The sequence below is a fragment of the Larkinella insperata genome (assembly GCF_026248825.1).
GTDB classification, from domain to species: Bacteria; Bacteroidota; Bacteroidia; order Cytophagales; family Spirosomataceae; genus Larkinella; species Larkinella insperata.
This window is the reverse complement of the sequence record NZ_CP110973.1, coordinates 3240091-3260466: the sequence shown is the minus strand read 5'-3', so window position 1 is coordinate 3260466 and position 20376 is coordinate 3240091. Positions and strand designations below refer to the sequence as shown.

Annotated in this window: 11 protein-coding genes; 2 read left to right on the top strand and 9 right to left on the bottom strand. The window is 54.9% G+C overall.

Translation table 11 applies throughout. From position 1 onward, the window contains the following. Positions 1 to 43: 43 nt before the first annotated feature. The 9 genes from OQ371_RS13210 to OQ371_RS13170 all read right to left on the bottom strand — a co-directional run bounded on the left by OQ371_RS13210 (position 44) and on the right by OQ371_RS13170 (position 17322). On the bottom strand, positions 44 to 2452 hold the full coding sequence (locus OQ371_RS13210; protein ID WP_265994242.1) for an ABC transporter permease: 2409 nt from the start codon (positions 2450 to 2452) through the stop codon (positions 44 to 46). A gap of 118 nt (positions 2453 to 2570) precedes the next feature. Then, entirely contained in the window at positions 2571 to 5054 is a 2484-nt protein-coding gene (locus tag OQ371_RS13205; protein WP_265994241.1) for an ABC transporter permease, read from the bottom strand. Beyond that, the gene (locus tag OQ371_RS13200; RefSeq protein WP_265994240.1) at positions 5051 to 7519 is read right to left on the bottom strand and encodes an ABC transporter permease; all 2469 of its coding nucleotides are present in this window, start codon (positions 7517 to 7519) and stop codon (positions 5051 to 5053) included. The genes OQ371_RS13205 and OQ371_RS13200 overlap by 4 nt, the downstream gene beginning before the upstream one ends. Positions 7520 to 7619: 100 nt before the next feature. After that, entirely contained in the window at positions 7620 to 9992 is a 2373-nt protein-coding gene (locus OQ371_RS13195; RefSeq protein WP_265994239.1) for an ABC transporter permease, read from the bottom strand. A gap of 52 nt (positions 9993 to 10044) precedes the next feature. Next, the gene (locus OQ371_RS13190) at positions 10045 to 12435 is read right to left on the bottom strand and encodes an ABC transporter permease (protein WP_265994238.1); all 2391 of its coding nucleotides are present in this window, start codon (positions 12433 to 12435) and stop codon (positions 10045 to 10047) included. Positions 12436 to 12555: 120 nt separating this feature from the next. After that, complete coding sequence (locus OQ371_RS13185; protein WP_265994237.1) at positions 12556 to 14973, bottom strand: ABC transporter permease; 2418 nt, start codon at positions 14971 to 14973, stop codon at positions 12556 to 12558. 24 nt (positions 14974 to 14997) lie between these two features. Further along, complete coding sequence (locus OQ371_RS13180; RefSeq protein WP_265994236.1) at positions 14998 to 15195, bottom strand: hypothetical protein; 198 nt, start codon at positions 15193 to 15195, stop codon at positions 14998 to 15000. A gap of 108 nt (positions 15196 to 15303) precedes the next feature. Continuing rightward, positions 15304 to 15981, bottom strand: a complete 678-nt coding sequence (locus tag OQ371_RS13175; RefSeq protein ID WP_111626950.1) for an ABC transporter ATP-binding protein — start codon at positions 15979 to 15981, stop codon at positions 15304 to 15306. A gap of 93 nt (positions 15982 to 16074) precedes the next feature. After that, complete coding sequence (locus tag OQ371_RS13170; RefSeq protein WP_265994235.1) at positions 16075 to 17322, bottom strand: efflux RND transporter periplasmic adaptor subunit; 1248 nt, start codon at positions 17320 to 17322, stop codon at positions 16075 to 16077. Positions 17323 to 17652: 330 nt separating this feature from the next. Between OQ371_RS13170 and OQ371_RS13165 the strand changes: the two genes are divergently transcribed. Together OQ371_RS13165 and OQ371_RS13160 are read left to right on the top strand one after the other, a co-directional pair. Further along, positions 17653 to 19041, top strand: a complete 1389-nt coding sequence (locus OQ371_RS13165) for a sigma-54-dependent transcriptional regulator (protein ID WP_265994234.1) — start codon at positions 17653 to 17655, stop codon at positions 19039 to 19041. 3 nt (positions 19042 to 19044) lie between these two features. Then, a complete protein-coding gene (locus OQ371_RS13160; RefSeq protein ID WP_265994233.1) occupies positions 19045 to 20373 on the top strand; it encodes a sensor histidine kinase in 1329 nt (442 codons plus the stop codon). Positions 20374 to 20376 lie beyond the last annotated feature (3 nt).

Genomic DNA, 20376 nt, shown 5'->3' with positions numbered 1-20376 from the left:
ACTACGCGGTATTTTGAATCTGCTTCCCCGTGTTCGAACGGTTTTACTCCGTTTTTAAACTCTTTACGGGATTGGCCAGCGCGGCTTTGATGCTTTGAAAACTGACCGTCAGGAAGGCAACGAAAAGGGCGCCCGCCCCCGCGAGCACAAAAATCCACCAGCCGACTTCAATTTTGTAGGCAAACTCCTGCAACCAATGGCTCATCACGTACCAGGCAACCGGCGAGGCTATCAGGATTGAAACAAAAACCAGTTTCAGGAAATCTTTCGAGAGCAAAGTTACAATGCTGGCGACGGATGCACCCAGCACCTTGCGGATGCCGATTTCTTTCGTCCGCTTTTCGGCGGTAAATGTCGTCAGGGCGAATAAGCCCAGGCAGGCAATAAAAATGGCCAGGCCGGCAAAGATGCCAACGAGCGTGGAAAGTTGCTGCTCGGTTTTGTATTGCCGGTTAAAGTCCTCATCCAGAAAGTAGTAATCAAATTCGTAACCCGGAAAACGCTTGCGCCAAAACCGTTCAACCTCCGCCACGGAAGCGCGTACGTCGCCCGCCCCCAGCCGGAGCGACAGATACCGGTACGTGTAAGCGGGCGTAATGAAGGTCAGCACCGGCTTGATTTTTTCCCGCAAACCGTGTTGATGGAAGTCGGCCAGAACGCCAATCACGCGCCCGTCGGACAGGCCCGCCGTCTGGATGCGCTTGCCGACGGCTTCGTCGGCTTTCCAGCCAATCGCCTGACAGGCGGCTTCGTTGAGCAATACCGCCTGCCCGGCGTCGGTCGAAAACTGCCGGGAATAATCGCGCCCGCTGCGGACGGTCAGCCCCAGGGTTTTCACGTAATCATGATCCACCGGAATGACCTCCATCGACAGCGTTTGCCCGTGCGGACGGCCTTCCGGATACACAATCTGGCCGGACCAGCCGTCCCGTCCCGGCAGAGCCGACACACCCGTGATGGACTTGATGTTGGGCAAAGCCGCCACCTGCTGCTTCAGGCTTTCGTAATTCTGAATAAAATCCAGCCGCGGCAACTTGCGCAGTTCGACCGTCAGCACGCGTTCTTTATCGAAGCCCAGGCTCTGGCCCTGCATAAACCGCAACTGCCGGATTACCACCATGGTACTGATGATAAGAATCAGCGAAATGCCAAACTGAAAAACCACCAGCCCCCGCCGAAGCCCCGCCCCCCGGGTTGTCACCAACCGCCCTTTCATCGTGTCCACCGGCCGGAACCGGGCCAGCAGCAAAGCCGGATACCAGCCCGCCAGCAGGCCCGTCAGCAGCAAAAAGCCGAGGCCAATCAGCAGGGTCGCCGGTTGGGTTAAAAGGGCTGCGGGAATGGGTTTTCCGGTTAGTTCATTCAGAAAGGGCAAAGCCGTGAGCATCATCACGACGGCCAGCAAACCGGCCAGAAAGGCCAGCAGAATTGACTCGCTCAAAAACTGCCCCACCAAAGCCGTATACCCGGCTCCGATGGCCTTCCGAACGCCCACTTCCTTCGCCCGCTCGCCCTGGTGGGCCGTGGTCAGATTCACGAAATTGATTCCGGCCAGCACCAGCAGAAATAGCCCGATGGCCGCCAGCAATTGAAGTTGTTGGGCGCTGCCCGCGGTTCGGTTGGCCCCGCCTGGGTCCGGAATACCGGTGGAATGCAGGTAAATCCGGGAAACGGGCTCCAGCGACTGCGTCACCTGAATACCGTTTTCCCGGTATTCAGGCCCGTTGTGCTTCATGGGTAGAGCCGCAATTTTCCGCTCCGCCAGCGCAGGATCGGCATTTTCGGACAGCAGCACGTAACAGAACTCATCCCAGGTAAACCATTCGCCCTCTACGGTATTGCCCTGGGCGTAATAGGTCGGCAAGGAAAGCAGTACCTGAAAATCAAGGTGCGACGGCTGCGGCTCGGCCATCACGCCCGTTACCCGGAACGGCAAGGTATCGTTCAACATCAGCGTCTTTCCCACAACCGGTCCGCTACCAAAATACTTCCGGGCCGTGCTTTCGGTCAACACGAGCGTATACGGTTCGCTCAGGGCGGTTTTGGCGTCGCCTTCCAGCATCGGGAAGGTGAAGGTGGTCAGGAAATCCGGCCCGACGTATAATTCCTTCTCGAAGAAATACCGGTTGTTGTGCTTAATCGGAAAGTTGGCCCAATGCACCGGCACGACCGCTTCCACCTCCGGCACTTCCTGCCGAATGGCCCGGGCCAGCGGCCGACCGACGGTATTGGACGCGCGTTCGGCTGTGCCCGCGGAGACGGTATTGGTCACCACCCGGTAAATCCGGTTACCTTTTTCGTGAAACCGATCCACCCGCCATTCATTAAAAATGTAGAGCGCAATCAAGCCACAGGCCGCCATACCGACACTGAGTCCCAGCACGTTGGTTAGGGCATAGACCTTGTTTTTCAACAACGTCCGAACGGTTATTTTCCAGTAATTTTGCAGCATATCACATCGGGGTCATGAACTGGAGGTACGCCGGTTAAAGCCGTCGGCCGGAGGAATTTACGAGAGAAAAGCCCTTCCTTCCTCCTTTTCATCCGCGTAAGTCCGGTTCATGACAAAGTTATTCGGACTTTAAACTCCTGACCGGGTTCATCAGGGCGGCTTTAATGCTCTGGAAGCTCACCGTCAGAAAGGCAATGAGAACCGCGCCCGTACCCACCAGCGCAAACACCCACCACTCTACCTCAATGCGGTAACTGAACTCCTTCAGCCAGCTTTCCATCGCGTACCAGCCAATCGGTGTGGCAATCACCAGGGCGACCAGCACCAGTTTGAGAAAATCCCTGGACAACAACGCGACAATACTACTGACCGACGCGCCCAGCACCTTGCGCACGCCAATTTCCTTCGTCCGGCGTTCGATGATGAAGCTGGCCAATCCCCAGAGGCCCAGGCAGCAAATCACCAGCGCCAGCCCCGCAAACACCCGCAAGAGCGTAAATTGCCGTTGCTCGTTCTCGTAGAGTTCCTGCAGACTCTGGTCCAGAAATTTGGCTTCGAACAGAGCGTCGGGGTAAAACTTCTTCCAGGTGGTTTCGACCGCCGATAGCGTCCGGGCGTAATCCTGCGTGTTCAATTTCAGACCCGCCGAATAATAGAACGACGGGAAGTTCATCATCACCATCGGTACGATCGGCTCGCGCAACGAACTGGTGTGAAAATCCCGAACCACCCCGATAATTTCGGCCGTAATGTCGTTTAAACCCAATCGGATTTTGCGACCAACGGCTTGCTCCGGTTTCGCTAACCCCATTGTTTTTACCAGATTTTCATTGACCACGAAGGCATACCGCCGTTTCTCCTCCGGAATGCTGTTTGCCATTCCCAGCGTATCCCGGTGTTCAAAGAAGCGTCCGGCCACCAGCTTCAATCCATACGTATTCAGGTAATCGGCATCGGCCAGTTTGAGGGCAATGGATACTTTTTTAGCCGGATTGGCGGGATCAAGGCGTATATCCGTTCCGAAATTGTTGCGGGAGGTTGGGGCACCCAGTGCCAGTGAGACCTGTTCAACGCCCGGAACCTGCTGCAACGACCGGCGCAGGGCGTTCAGATCATTCTGTTTGGGCAAGCCCACGGACAGAATGGCTTTTTGACTGAATCCCAGATCTTTCTGCCGGAAGAAGCTCATTTGCTGGTACACAATTAAAACGCCTACCGCCAGCACCAGCGAAATCGTAAACTGAAAAACCACCAGCCCCTGCCGCAACCAGGCGACTCCGCCCCGCCCCGGTTCAGCCGCGGTTTTCAGGACCCGGACGGGCTGAAACCGGGACAGAAAAAAGGCCGGATATAAACCCGCCAGCAGCCCGGTCAGCAATGCCAGAACCGCCAGCAGAAGCACCGACTCGCTCCACACAAAAGCAATCTGCTTCTGCATAAAGTCGTTAACCAGCGGCAGGACGTTGTAAGTAATCAACAATGCCAGCACCGCCGAAAAAGTCGTTACCCAGAAGGCTTCGCTCAGAAACTGCGCCACCAGTTGCCCCTGCGTCGCACCAATCACCTTCCGAACGCCCACTTCCCGGGCACGCGTCATGGCGCGGGCGGTCGACATATTAATGAAGTTGACGCAGGCAATCAGCAGCACAAATAAACCGACCGCGCCGAACACGTAGAGGTACGTCGGCGAAATGGCCGGGGTAAGAATCGTTCCTTCAAAAGTCGGGTTGAAGTGGATATCCCGCAACGGTTGCAGCACCAGCTCGCTGGTATCGCCATCCCGGCCGGAAAAGTATTTCTTTTCAACCTGCCGCAACCGGTCCGCGTAGTCTTCAGGCGAACGCCCTGCGGGCAAGGCTACAAAGACACTGCCGCCGGAACGCAGACCCCACTCGTCGATGCCGAACGAGAAAAAGGTTTTCATGGACGAAAACGACACCAGCATGCTGGCGGGCAGGTTCGACTGCGCCGGAATGTCCTGCATCACGCCCTTGACCACCGCCGTCAGGTCGTTTCCGATGCGCAGGGTCTTGCCAATGGGCGAAACCGTGCCGAAATAGGTCCGGGCCGTCGTTTCGCTCAGAATGACCTGGTTGGGCTGACTCAAAATGGCCCGGCCATCTCCGGTAAGGAACGTAAAATCAAAGAGATCGAGCAGTTCCGGTTCGGCAAAAACCACGTTGTCGGCCGAAAATACCTTTTCCGGCGAAACCAGAACGGTCAAATCCTGATCGGCGTGAATCCGGGCGATTTTCGGCCAGTCCGCAAAGTCGGTTCGCATGGCTGGGGCCAGCGGATACGGTGTAATGCCCGACCGGTCTACTTCGGCACCGGTCGTTCGAATGATATTGACCCGGTAAATCCGGTCGCTCTTGGCGTGGTAGGTATCGTAACTCAATTCGTTGCGGATAAACAGCCCAATCAGCAGACAGGTGGCCAGCCCCGTGGTCAACCCAACGATATTAATGCCCGTTGTTGTCGGGTGTTTAATCAGGTTGCGCCAGGCGATTTTCAGGTAGTTGCGAAGCATATACGTAGAAAGAAACAGGTGAAAGAAGGAAGGCCGGGAGGGCGAAGACGTTTCTCTCCCGGCCTTTTTCATTCCGTTTTTAAACTTTTCACCGGGTTCATCAGGGCGGCTTTGATGCTCTGGAAACTGACGGTAATGAATGCGATCAAAAGCGCCAGCCCACCGGCCAACACAAACACCCACCAGGGAATGGCAATTTTGTACGCAAAATCCTGCAGCCATTGATTCATGGCCCACCACGACAACGGTGAGGCAATCAGGATGGCAATCAGTACCAGCTTCAGAAAATCCCTGGAAAGCAGCAGCACGATGTTAGCCACCGACGCGCCCAGCACCTTGCGCACGCCAATTTCCTTCGTCCGCTGCTGGGCCGCAAAAGCCGCCAGTCCAAACAGACCCAGACACGAAATCAGGATGGAAATAGCCGTGAAGTAGCTGACAATGCGTGATGTGCGAACTTCGGCCTGGTAATTCTTCTGAAAATCTTCGTTCAGGAACGTGTGCTCAAAGGGTTCTTCGGGGCGTAGTGCCTTCCATTTCTGTTCGAGAAAACCCAGTACCTTCTCCATGTTGGCCGTGTTGACGTGCACGATGATGTAGTTGTAGTCGGGCCTACTGCTCAGCATAAAACCGTAAGGCTGGATGGTCTGGTGCAAATTCTCGAAATGAAAATCCTTCAGTACGCCCACAATTTCGTAGTGGTACGTTTGCCCCTGCCAGTCGAAGTTCAGCTTTTGGCCGACGGCCTGGTTGAGGGGAATCTGTAGACTCCGCAGGGCGGCTTCGTTGACGACCATGCGGTTATTGGTGTCCCCCGGAAACTGGCGCGAGAACAATCGTCCGGCCACGAGTCGAAAGCCCATTGTTTGCAGGTAATCGTAATCCACCCAGTTGCTTTTGATGTCCTGGGCGTTGGCGACGCTCTGCCCGGGTTTATACAACATGAAGTCGCTGGCGTTGACAATGCCCGGGTAGTACTGCGTTCCGGCCGCTGACACCACCTGATTGTTGCCTAGAATTTCGTTGCGGTAGGCCGTGTAACTATTGCGGGCTTCGCTGCTGCGGAAGGGAATGGCAATTTGCTGATCCTGGGTAAAGCCCAGCGACTTGTTGCGCATGAAACGCATCTGTTCCTGAATGACAAACGTCGCCAACACCAGCCCAACCGAGATGACGAACTGAAACACCACCAGTCCCCGACGCAGAACCGTAGCCGACAGCATGTTGGTGACCTTGCCGCTGCTGGCACCCGCCTTCAAAACCTGCGCCGGATTGAACAACGACAGGTAGAGCGCCGGGTAACTACCGGCCAACAGACCCGTTAGGATAGCCAGCCCAACAAAAGCGGCAACGATACGCAGTTCGAGAAGTTCAGACAATTGCATCGCCTTGTCCGTCAACTGATTGAATAAGGGCAGCAGCAATAAGACCGTGAGGACGGCAATCACCAGCGCCAGCAACGCCAGCACCATTGATTCCCCCAGAAACTGCCCCACCAGAGCGCCCCGCTCGGCCCCCATCACCTTCCGAATACCGACTTCGGCGGCCCGTTTGGCGGAGCGGGCCGTCGAAAGGTTCATAAAATTGATGCAGGCAATCAGCAGGGTAAAGACGGCAATCGACGCCAGAATATACAGGTAGGTGGTGGTGTTGGTCGGCGTTACAGCGGTTGTAAAATCATCATAAAGATGCAGGCTGGGTACCGGAACCAGGAACATCTTTTTGCTGACGCCCAACACTTTCAGGTCATTACGAGCGTATTTATCCATGAACGCGGGCAGTTTCTTTTCCAACTGCCGGGCGTCGGCACCCGGACGCAGCCGCAGGTAGGTCATGAACATGTTGTTGCTGGCAAAATCCAGCTTCTCGTTCCGTAGAAAGTTACCGACCCAACCGGAATAAAGGGGCAAAAAGAACCGGGCGTCGATGTGCGAGCGGGCGCTTTCGTCGCGAAAAACCCCCGTCACCCTGAAATCCTCCCCTCCGCCCATTGTGCCGCTGATCCGAACCAGTCTGTTCAGGGCCGGTGTAGTGCCGAATAGCTTCCGGGCCACATCTTCCGATAGCACGATTGAATTTCGGTCAGCCAGTGCCGTGCGGGTGCTCCCCTCCGTAAATTGGTAGGAAAACAGGTCAAAAAAAGTGGAGTCAACCTGGTAGCCACTGGTTTCGTAGAACGATTTGAGGGCTTTGCCCCCTTCGCGCACCTGCAACAGCGCCTTGCCGTCGATCATATTGGCCCACAGCCGACTCACCTGTTCAATTTCCGGAAATTCGGACTTCAGCGCAAAGGCGTAGGGAGCCGATACGGAAGGCCATACCTCACTTTTACTCTGTCCAATGCGGGACTCCTGCCCCATCAGGTACAGTTCATGGGCATGCTGGTGGTGCTTGTCGTACGACACTTCGCTGCGGATATACAGCAGCAGGAGCATGCAGCACGTCATGCCCACCGACAGCCCCAGGATGTTGATGGCCGAGAACGACTTACTCCTCAGCAGATTACGGACGGCGATTTTCAGATAGTTCGTCAGCATACTTCAACGGGTTATGGGTGAAGAATTAAGAGTTAAGACGGGGTTGGCATTGACCGCCGACGCCCGGCGGTTAGCTGACGCATTATTCACTTCCAATTCTTCATTCCGAACGAAGCGACTTCACCGGGTTCATCAGGGCGGCCCGGATGCTCTGGAAACTGACCGTGGCAAAGGCAATCAGAATCGCCAGCAGACCCGCCAGCGCAAACACCCACCAATCCAGGTCAATTTTGTAGGCAAAATCGGCTAACCACTGATTCATCATCCACCACGCGATGGGCGAAGCAATGACGATTCCAATCAACACCAGCTTGAGGAAGTCTTTCGAGAGCAGGGCCACAATACCCGACACCGACGCGCCCAGCACCTTGCGGATGCCGATTTCCTTCGTCCGCTGCTGGGCCGTGAACGTCGCCAGCCCGAACAGGCCGAGGCAGGAAACCAGGATCGTGATGCCCGCAAAGAAATTGAACAGTTGCCCCGTCCGCTGCTCCGATTTATACATTTCGTTGTACTGCACATCCATGAACTGGTACTCAAACGGATAATCCGGGCTATACTGTTTCCAGAGCTTTTCGGCCGCGGACACGGCTTTGGGAGCATCGAGGCCGGTGGTTTTGATGTAAATCCGGTTCAGCCTGTTGCTGGGCCGGTAGTAGAACACCGCCGGTTCTACTTTCTGACGCAGGGAGGCAAAATGAAAATCCTTGATCACGCCAATGATCATGCCTTTGGTCTGCCCCAAGGTAAAACTCTTGCCAATCGGGTTCTTGATCCCGGTCTTTTTCACGGCGGTTTCGTTCAGGATGTAATGCATCGAATCGGCGGGCGTGCCGGTAAACGTTTCACCGTACGCCATCTTCAGCCCGAAAGACGAGATAAAGTCTTTTTCCACCTGCATCCGGCTGACAATGAATATGCTGTTTTTAGGCTTCCCTTCCCAGTCGGTATCGCCGGTGCTGTTGCCGATACTCAGCAGGTTGTTGTTGGACGCCGTTACTCCCCGCACACTCGGCTGACGCAGCAACTCGGTTTTCACGGAGCTATAGTGTTTCGACATTTCGTCGGTCATCCAGAACGCAAACGTGTTATCACGGTTGTACCCTAAGTTGCGTTCGCGCAAAAACCGCAACTGGTTGCCGATAATGAGCGTACCCACGATCAATGCCGTTGAGAAAGCAAACTGCACGATAACCAGCGTCTGCCGGAACGTGCCTCCTTTGCCGCCCGTCGCCATCCTTCCGCGCAACACTTTCAGCGGTTCAAACGACGATAAAACCAGCGCCGGGTAAATGCCCGCAATCGCCAGCGTAAACGCCAGCGCCCCGATCAGTACCAGCCAGACCTGCGGATCAGTCAACGAAAAAGGCTGCGTTTTGCCGCTCAGTTCCTGATACGTTGATTCCAGGCCCTTGATCAGCACAATCGCCAGCACCAGCGCCACCACAAAAATCAGCAGCGACTCGGCCAGAAACTGCCCAATCAGGTGCGTCCGGCCCGCCCCCACTACTTTGCGAACGCTCACTTCCTTGGCGCGCTGCGTGGCCCGCGCCGTAGCCAGATTGACGTAATTGATGCAACCAATGGCCAGCAGTACCAGGGCAACGATGCCCATCATTTTCACTTCCTGCATGACCCCCGGCGTCCCGTCGGCCCGGTAGAGGTGAATGTCTTTCAGAGGTTGCAGGCGGTATACCGTCGCCTGGTCATACTGATTGCTGGCGTGATGAACGTCGGTCAGTGTTTTGGCGATTTTGTCCAGATCGGCTTTCGGATCAACGCGGACAAACGTTCTGGCGTACCAGTTGCCCCAGTCCGAGTCCATCGACTTCCAGTAGTCATTCGGCTGGTAGGTCTTGGCGACAATTTCCAGCGGAAACAGCACGTTGCCCCGGATACTGGAGTTATCTGGAAAGTCGCGGATAATACCGCTGACGACGTAATTCTGTTTTTTGGGAATGGAATACAGCACTTTCCCAACGGCTTCGGTCGGGCCGAAATACCGCAGAGCCGCCGACTCCGTCAGGATAACCGACTGCAGATCCGGGAACGGCCGCGCCCGGTTTCCCTTTACAAGTTCAAAATCAAAGAAGGTGAAGAAAGCCGGATCAACGTACATCGCCCGTTCTTCCACCAAGGTTTTGTCCTGCACTTTGAACGGCGACATATCGTAGCTATCCACCACCCGCACGGCTTCCTCAACATTCGGCATGTTTTTCCGGGCGTAGGCCGCTACCGGCGCAACAATCTGTCCCGAATACTGCTGCGATTCGCCCGAGCCAAAGCCACCGTTGACGCGGTAAATCCGGCCGCTGTGGGTGTGAAAACGGTCAAAGCTCAGTTCATCTTTCACCCACCAGAGCAGCAAAATACCGATGCCCAATGCCAGCGCCAGCCCGCCGATGTTGATGGCCGAATAGCCTTTGCTGTTGAGCAGTCCGCGCCAGGCGGTTTTGAAGTAGTTCCGTAGCATGATTAGGGTTGCCAATGCCCGGGCGGCTCCGCAGAACGATCCGGGCGGGTTATTATTCCGTTCGTAAACTCTTTACCGGGTTGGTCAGAGCGGCTTTTATTGACTGGAAAGAAACCGTCAGGAAGGCAATGGTCACGGCCAGTACGCCCGCCAGCACCAGAATCCACCACTCGACGTTGATCCGGTAAGCAAAGTCCTGCAACCAGGTGTCCATCGCCCACCACGCCACCGGGGCCGCCAGAATTACGGCAATCAGCACCAGTTTCAAAAAGTCTTTGGAAAGCAGCAGCACAATGTTAGGCACCGACGCGCCCAACACTTTGCGCACGCCGATTTCCTTCGTCCGCTGGGCCGTCGTGTAGGAAGTCAGGCCGAACAGGCCCAGGCAGGCGATGAAAATAGCCAGTCCTGAAAAGTAGAGAAACAGCCTCCCGAACCGTTCTTCGGCCCGGTATTGCTTATCGAAAGCCTGATCGAGAAAGTAGTATTCGAAGGGGCGCTGCGGCACGGCGGTTTTCCAAAAACGCTCCAGTTTCTGAATCGTTGCCGTTGCGTCGGCGCCCTTGACTTTCAGCGAAAAAAGCGAAAAGTCGCCGGGTTCGATCCGCAGGGTGAGCGGCCCGATTTTCTCCCGCAGCGAACTGGTATGAAAATCCTTGACCACACCAATGATCCGCCCGGTCCGGCCCCACTGCGCAAACCGTTTGCCAACAATCTGCGCGGGGGACGCGTACCCCAACGCCCGGGCTGCGGCTTCGTTAATGACCAGCGCCTGCGTCGAATCGGTTGAAAACTCCGGCGAGAAAATCCGCCCGGCCACCAGTTTCACCCCGTATTGCGGCAGAAAGTCAAAATCGACGGAATACAGCCCCATGTTGGCTGCCTGCATCTCCCCCGTCTTGTTTTCGATTTCGGTGTACGCGCCCAGGCTCCCGCCACCGGGCAGATGCGACGAAACGGCCACGGCCTGCACACCGGGCAGGGCCGCCAGCTGGTTGCGAAGCGACCGTTGGTTTTTGGTCATAAAATCCCGATCGGGCAGGCTCACCACCAGCGTCTGGTCTTTCTGGAAGCCCAATTGCTGGTTGCGCATAAAATTCAACTGGCGGTAGGCCACCAGCGTTCCGATCGTCAACGCCACCGAAATCATGAACTGCACGACAACCAGCGTCCGGCGGAGTAAAATACCCTGCGAACTGCTGACAAAACGGCCCTTGAGAACGGCAATGGGTTTGAAGCTGGATAAGACCAGCGCCGGATAAATCCCGGCAAAACCGCCCACCAAAGCCGCCAAGCCCAGCAGCGTGAGCCAGTAGGTCCCGTCGGTGAACAGGCTGTGGCTGATGATTTTGCCCGAAAGCATGTTGAAAGCCGGTAGCAACAATTCGCACAGAATACCGGCCAGAACAAAAGCAATCAGGCTCAGCAGAACCGATTCGCTCAGAAACTGCCCCGTCAACTGGCTCCGTACGGCCCCGACCACTTTCCGGACGCCCACCTCCTTGGCCCGCTCCGACGACCGGGCGATGACCAGATTCATAAAGTTTATACAGGCAATCAGGAGAATAAATCCGGCGACAATCGAGAAAACGTAAATGTTGGTGATACTGCCGCTTTCCTGCGTTTGCCGGGTGGAGCGCAGGTACACATCGGTCAGCGGTTCCAGAAACAAGCTATAGTACATCTTGTTCTTCTCCATGAACGACCCGGCCTGGCGTTGCACCAGATCCGGCATTCGGGCTGTCACTGCCGCAGAAGTGGTGCGGTCTCTCAGTAACAGATAAGTGATTGGGCCGAAGTTGCCCCACTGGTCGTCCAAGCCCGGCGCAAAGGCCTTCGTCATTGTCGACATGGAAGCGAGAAGATCAAATTTGATCTGGGAATTATCGGGCACATCGGCGACGACCCCGGTAACGGTGGCGCTGTTTCGCCCGTCGAGCATCAGGGCTTTTCCGATGGGGTCTTCGTTGCCAAAATACTTCAAAGCCGCCTTTTCGGTAAGAACAATGCTGAAGGGCGCCACCAGCGCCGTCTGCGGATTGCCTTTGAGCAACGGAAAGGAGAATACCTGGAAGAAAGCCGAGTCGGCAAACACCAGGCCGTCTTCCTGGAATTTATGTTCGCCCCGCTGCACCAGCATTCCCCGGTTCAGCAACCGAACGGCCTGCTCCACTTCGGGGAGTCCGGTCTTGACGGCATTTGCCATCGCAAAGGACGTCGACTCGGTGTTGATGGTTTCGGTTGGCGTTTTGATGTCGGTAACGAGCCGGTAAATCCGATTGGCTTTCGCGTGGAACTGGTCGTAACTCAACTCGTGTCGCACGTACAAACTGATGAGCAGGCAGGCCGTTACGCCGACCGTCAGTCCTAACACGTTAATCGCCGAGAAGCCCCAGTTACGGAGCAGGTTTCTCCAGGCAATTTTCAAGTAGTTCGTTAGCATATGTTGTTGTTTTGAAAAGATTAGCTCTCTTGAACCGCCCGGCCGCGGTCGGATCTGCCGATTAAAACGTAAACGCAGGGAATCTTCCGCGACCCTTCATTCCTGATGAGTTTCGGAAGTTTATTCGGTTTTCAGACTCTTTACCGGATTCGTCAGGGCGGCTTTGATGCTTTGGAAGCTCACCGTTGCGAACGCGATCAGGATCGCCAGCAAACCCGCCAGCGCAAACACCCACCATTCGATCGTGATTTTAAAGGCGTATTCTTCGAGCCACTGCTCCATCATCCACCAGGCTACCGGCGTAGCCATGACAATGGCAACCAGCACCAGCTTCAGGAAGTCTTTCGAGAGCAGCGCCACAATGCTGCCTACGCTGGCACCCAGCACTTTCCGGACACCGATTTCTTTGGTCCGCTGCGCCATTACCATCACGGCAATCGCAAACAAGCCCATGCAGGAAAGTAGAATGGCAATAACGGCCGCGCTGATAAACATCTTCGACATCCGCTCCTCCGACTGGTATTGCCGGTTGGTATTTTCATCCAGAAAACTTCCCTGAAACTCCGACTTGGGCGCTACCTCTTCCCAGGCTTTTTTCAGAATAGCCATCGTTGCCGGAACGTTGTCCGGGGCAATCTTGACGAGGATGTAACCAATGGGCCAGTCGTGACTGATCAGGAGGGTATTCGGTTGAATCGATTTTTTCAACGATTCGTGGTGGTAATCTTTGACCACCCCGATGACCTGCATCGGAGGGGCATTTTCTTCGACATTTAGCAGGGTTCCAACCGGATTTTTCTCGCCCAGTTGTTTCGCCATCGTTTCGTTGATGATGACGCTGGCCGTCGTGTCCGTTGCATACTGTCGGGAAAAGTCCCGACCGGCGATCAGCTGGATGTCGAGCGTTTTCAGGTAATCATAATCGACGGGTTGCCAGTGCGAGCGAACCGTACGGTTTTTATGATCGAAGCCAACGATGGACGTATAGGTCGAACCATCCAGCCCCCGGCCAAAGTTCTTGTAGGCGCCCGTAATGCTCAGGACTTTCGGTTGTTGAACGAGTTTATCGCGAAACAGATTCAGCGCCTGCCGCCCGTTGATCCGGTCCCCCACCGGAATGCTGATCACCTGATCTTCGTTGTAACCCAGGGGCATGTTTCGCAAAAACGTTACCTGCTGCCACGCGATCAGGGTGCAGCCGATCAGGAAGGTAGCGATGGCAAACTGGACGATGAGCAGGGTATTTCGGACCGCACCGGTTTTGCCCAGCGACACTTTGCCCTTCAGAATCTGAATTGTGCTCAGCCGCGCGACGAACAGGGCCGGATAGCCCCCCGCCACGAAGGTGATGAACACAAAAATCGCCATCATCGAAAGCAGCAGGCCGGGCGTTACCATCCCGCCGAAAGAGGTATTGCTGCGGAAAATTGCGTTAAACTGACCGAGCAGCGATGCGGCAAGCAGTCCGCCCAGCACCAGCGCAATCAGACACAGGATAAAGGCTTCCCCCCAGAACTGGAATACCAGTTGCTGTTTCAGCGCCCCCAGCACTTTCCGCATTCCAACCTCGCGGGAACGCGTCATGGAGCGGGCCGTCGACAGATTAATGAAATTGATGCAGGCAATCAGGACGATAAAACCGGCTACTATCAGCAGCAGAATCGGGTACGACCGTTTAACGGGTGAACTGTTGCCCCCTCCTACTTCCGTATCGAAATGCAAATCCCGGAACGGCAACAGCCGCAAACTGGTCAAATCCCCGTTTTCGTCGGGCTGCCCCCCGTCACGTTTCAGGTTCCGGATAGCGTTGTCGTAGTATTTCAAAACAAACGGCCGCAGTCGCTGCTCCAGCGCAGCTTCGGTTACGTTCGGATCGACCTGAACATAAACATTGTGGTACTGATTGTCCCACCGATCTTTGTTTGCCTGGTATTCCGGATAGGCTTCAAACCGGGCCAGAATGTCAAACTTGATGCTGGAGTTTTCCGGGGCGTCGGCCACCACGCCCGATACCACGAACGGTTTCCAGGCTTCTTCCTGGCGCAGCAGCAGCGTTTTTCCGACGGGATCGGCTTTTCCAAAAATGGCTTCGGCTGTTTTTTCACTGATCACCACATTGCTCAGGCTGTTCAAGACCGTGGCTGGGTTACCTTTCTGCAACGGAAACGAAAACATGGCGAAAAAATCGGGATCGACAAACTGAACGCTTTTGTCGAATTCCTGCCCCCGGTACTGCACCAGTCCGCCCCCGTTGACAATGCGGGTAACGTGCTGAATCTCCGGCAGCTCTTTCCGCAGCGCGGGCGTCAGCGGGGCCGGCATTGTCGCCGACTTGTTGATCGGTCCCGACTGCTCGTAGACCATGAACAACCGGTCGCGGTTAACCTGAAAATCATCAAACGACAGTTGGTTCCAGGCCGTCAGAAACAACAAAAGGCAGCTCGCAAAAGCTACCGACATGCCAATGACGTTGACCAGCGCAAACGTTTTGTGTTTCCACAGGTTACGCAGCGCAATTTTGATGTAGTTAAGAAGCATGGAGCTAAAAATCAGAAAATACGACTAACCAGCCAGTGCCCGGACGTATTCAATGAAGGTACGTTTTGAAAGGCGGCAAGCGGATCGATGCCCTTCTTTCCCCTTCGGCACGTACTGTTTAACTTTCTGGTGCGCCGAAAACAGGTTACGCGGATGGCCCATCGCCGAAGCCGACAAACGCCCGAAACAGACCAGTAATAAGAACAGAATTAACTTTTTCATAGTGGTAATGGCCAGAACTGAGATTCCACGAATTAAAGGATCAAGCAGGAACAAGTAAATGGTTGCAGTCGATAGCTTCGCTAATCCTTTAATCCGCGGAATCGGAGGTCAGACGTGGAAATTCTCCGTCACAATCTTGCCGTCAAACAGGTTGACGATCCGGTGGGCAAAGCCCGCATCGTATGGTGAGTGCGTCACCATGATGATCGTAGTGCCTTCGGTGTTCAGTTGGTTCAGCAGTTTCATCACCTCTTCGCCGTTGGTCGAGTCGAGGTTACCGGTCGGTTCATCGGCCAGGATCATCTTGGGTTTGGCAACCACCGCCCGGGCAATAGCCGTCCGTTGCTGCTGACCACCCGAAAGCTGCTGGGGAAAGTGATTGCGCCGGTGCATGATGTTCATTCGCTCCAGCACTTCCTCAACGGCTTTTTTGCGCTCGTCGGCGGGGGTTTTCAGGTACAGCAACGGCAGTTCGACGTTCTCGTAAACCGTCAGTTCGTCGATCAGGTTGAAGCTCTGGAATACAAAGCCAATGGATCCTTTTCGCAGCTGCGCCCGCTGGCGTTCCGACATTTTTGACACTTCCGTGCCGTAAAAGAAATACTCGCCCTCCGACGGGTTGTCGAGCAGGCCCAGGATGTTCAGCAGCGTGGATTTTCCGCAGCCGGATGGCCCCATCATGGCCACGAACTCGCCATCCTTTACATCCATGGAAATGCCGTGCAGGGCGGTGGTTTCGACTTCCTCTGTCGCGAAAACTTTTTGTAGGTTTACGGTCCGTATCATGTTTTATGACTAGTTTCTGATTTATTCGCTGCTTACCGTTGCTGAACTCCGCGAAACAACCTTTAACGCTATTTCACGGAGCCAAGCGGAGATTTAGAATTCGAGCACTTCGTTATCCCCAAAGTTTTCGTACGATGAAGTAATGACCTGATCGCCCGGTTCCAGGCCGGTCAGCACTTCGAAGTATTCGGGGTTTTTGCGGCCCAGCGTGATGTTCCGCTTCACGGCCCGGTTGCCCGCTTTATCAATCACGTATACCCAGTTACCGCCCGTGTCGGAGAAGAAACCGCCGACTGGCAACAGCGTCGCTTTGGAAGCTTTACCCAGTTCCAGCTGAATCGGGGTTGACTGCCCGCGTTTGATCCCCGACGGGGCGCCTTTCGTGAAAATCATGTCGACTTCAAACCGTCCGTTGCGCACTTCCGGATAGACCCGCGTGATCTGCAGTTCGTGGTTGCCGCCGTTGTATTCAAACGTTCCTTTCAACCCGGCAAAAATGCGGCTGTTGTAGTGTTCGTCGATACCGACGCGCATTTTGAAACCGTTCAGGTCATCAATCTGACCGATGTTTTGCCCCTGGTTGATGTTGGAACCCACTTCCACGTCCATTGATGACAACTGGCCCGAAACCGGCGCTTTGACGACCAGGTTGTTCAGCGTTTGCTGCCAGAGGGCCACGTTTTTCTGCGTCCGCGCCAGCGTTTCTTCCAATTGTTTAATCTGAATGATGGCGTTTTCCTGCTGGTATTTCTGTGATTCCACCTCAATTTTCCGTTGCTCCACCAGCCGGTCGTAATCCCGCTTGGCAGTCAGGTATTCCTGTTCGGGGATGGCTTTATCTTTATAAAGTTTGGCCTGCCGCTCAAAGGCATCTTTCGCTTTATCAAGCTGAAAATCCAGGTCAGACAGCGATTTTTGCAGTGTATACCGTTCGACGCGCAACCGCTGCCGGGTGTTTTGCAGATCGTTAACCAGTCGGTTGGCTTCCGTTTCCGATTGCAGGAAGTTCAATCGCAGATTCTGGTTTTCCAACCGCAGCAGGGTCTCGCCCTCTTTCACCATCGCACCACCTTCCACCAATTTCTCGGTGACATAGCCCCCGGCGATGGCGTCAAGTCGAATGGTTTTCAGCGGCTGAACCACCCCGGTTACAACAATGAAGTCATCAAACGTACCCGTCGAAACGGTTGAGATTGTAATTTTATCTTTCTCGACGTTCAGTTTCGAACGATGATCGGCCCATATAAAATTGTAAACCAGCAGCCCCACTAAAGCTACTCCACCGGCGACAAGCGCTATTCGCTGGTTTGTCCAAAATCGTTTTGGTAATACGCGATCCATTACTTTTAAAATTGTTGATTGGTAGATGATTGAAAGTTGAATAAGATTTCCAGTATTACTCAACTGTCCAATCTATTGCCAATTGACGTGCCAGTAATAAAACCCTTCTGATGATCAATCACTTACAACAAAGTTGCGGCTCATTTCCTGTCCACATGCGGACAAGTTTTGTCCGAAAGCGGACACGGACAAAAATAGCGTATATTTCGGCCGAAAACCGCTGGTGTAAGCCGCTTTGCAGGGCAGCTTTAGAGTGGCTATATTTAGGCAATAAATCGCTATCCTACCTACTAAAATGACGCGGTTTTGACCACCGTTTCTGAAAATTCTATGTCGAAAATCCTGATTATTGACGACGATGTCGATGTGCTGAGCGCGGCCAAATTGCTGCTCAAACGCCATTATCCACAAGTTGATATTGAGAAAAATCCCGAGAAGATTCCTTTTCTGATTACCAACGGCAGCTACGACCTGGTTCTGCTCGATATGAACTTTCAGCGCGACAACAGCAGCGGCCGCGAAGGCTTCCTGTGGCTCGACCGTATTCTGGATATCAAACCGACCACGGCCGTCGTCCTGATTACGGCTTACGGGGATGTGGAAATGGCGGTACGGGCCATCAAGTCCGGTGCCCGGGATTTCGTTCTCAAACCGTGGGAAAACGACAAATTACTGGCCACCCTACACAGCGCCCTGGAAGGCAGCGCCGGGCAGGGAGCCAAAACCGCAGGACAAAACGGGTCGGCTCCCGGTTCGGCGGCTTCCGGCAAGGCCAGCGCCCAAAGTTCCTCGTACATTGCCGTCAGCCCCGCCATGCGGCAGGTTTTCGCCACCATCGAGCGCGTAGCCGAAACCGACGCCAACGTTCTGATTCTGGGTGAAAACGGCACCGGAAAGGATGTGGTGGCCCGGGCTCTGCACCAACGGTCGCTCCGGCGCGACAAACCGTTTGTGAGCGTCGATCTGGGTGCGCTGAGCGATAGTCTGTTCGAAAGCGAACTGTTCGGCCACGTCAAAGGCGCCTTCACCGACGCCCGCGAAGACCGCGCCGGGCGGTTTGAAGAAGCCAACGGGGGAACCATTTTCCTGGACGAAATCGGCAACATTTCGCTTCCGCAGCAAGCCAAACTGCTGACGGTTTTGCAGCAGCGGGTCGTCACGCGCGTGGGGTCGAATAAACCGAAAAACATCGACGTTCGCCTGATCTGCGCGACCAACTCGCCAATTTACCAGCACGTCAGCGACCGCTCGTTCCGGCAGGATTTGCTGTACCGCATCAACACCATTGAAGTACACATTCCCCCGCTGCGCGAACGGCCTGAAGACATTATTCCGCTGGCCGAACACTTTCTGAAGCAATACCGGAAGCAGTACAACCGTAAAGTTGCGTCCATCAGTCCGGCCTTGTCCCGGCAGTTGCAGCAATACCGCTGGCCGGGCAACGTCCGGGAGTTGCAGCACGCCATCGAGCGGGCAATCATCCTGGCGCAGGGGAACGTGCTCGAACCGGAAGATTTTTACTTCGGCACCAACACACCGGCCGCCATTCCGACGGACAAGGACTTGCCGTTCCAGGAAAATCTTCAGATTGAGGATATGGAGAAAAAAATGATTCAGCAGGCCATGCAAAAGTACCACGGCAACATCACGGACATCGCCCGGGAGTTGGGCCTGTCGCGACAGGCGTTGTACCGGCGACTGGAGAAATACGGGCTTTGAAGTATGAAACGATTCGCCACGGGGCTTTTTATTCGAATTGCCGTTATTCTGCTGACCTGCCTGCTGATTGCCTACGCCTGGTGGAAGGTTCCGGCCAGCCGGTCGTTGCTGGTTGGCGTTGGTATCATTCTGCTGACGGCCGAAACGGCCAATCTGCACCGGTACATCACCAGCCTGAATCGTAAACTGACGCGCTTCATGGAATCGGTACGGTATTCGGATTTTGCCGTTGCCTTCAAAGCCGATAACGAACTCGGACCGAGTTTTAAAGAACTGAATCAGCAGTTCAACGAAGTGCTCGAAGCGTTCCGGCAGGCCCGGGCCGAAAAGGAAGCCAACCTGCACTACCTCAACACCATCGTTCAGCAGGTGAGCGTCGGGCTGATTTCGTTCGATGCCGCGGGCAACGTGGAGATGAGCAACCAGGCGGCTTTGCGGTTGCTAGGGATCTACCGGCTTCGTAGTCTCTCGGACTTGCAAGCCGTTCACGCGGGGTTATACGATATTCTAACGGCCACGCCCAGCAGCACGCCCGCCATTTACCAAAGCAGTTTTGAGCAGGAACTTTCGGTGCGGTGCGCCACGGTTAGTCTGCGCGGCCGGCCGGTAACGGTAGCGTCGATCCAGAACATCCGGACGGAGTTGCAGCAAAAGGAGCTGGAAGCCTGGCAGAACCTGACCAAAGTACTGCGGCACGAAATCATGAACTCCGTGACGCCGATCGTGTCGCTGGTGGGCACGATGCAGCAGATTGTAAACACTGAACTGGCGGGCGCCGACGAAGAGGCCGTCAACGACCTGCGCGAAGCCCTGACCACCATCGAACACCGCGGACGCGGGATCATGCGGTTTGTGGATGCCTACCGGAATTTCACGGCAATTCCGCAACCCCGCCTGGCCGAGATTTCCGTCGAAAATCTACTGAGAAACGTCATTGCGCTGGTCCAGACGGAATTACAACAGCGGCACATCATTTTGCAGGCGCCCCCCGTGCCCTCGTACCTGATGATTTTTGCCGACGCGGGCCAAATCGAAATGGTGTTGATCAACCTCATCAAAAATGCGATGGAAATTCTGGAAGGCCACCGCAAACCGAAGCTTAAGATTGAAGTAAAATCGGAAGACAACCGGCTGACCATTTACGTCAGCGACAACGGACCGGGCATCGAACCGGAAGCCATCGAAAAGATTTTCATTCCGTTTTACACCACCAAAAAAACGGGTTCGGGCATTGGCCTGAGCCTTTCGCGGCAGATCATGCAGCTTCACAACGGCCAGCTGAAGGTAACCTCAACCCCGGGGCAGGGCAGCACGTTCTCCATGATTTTCTGAGAT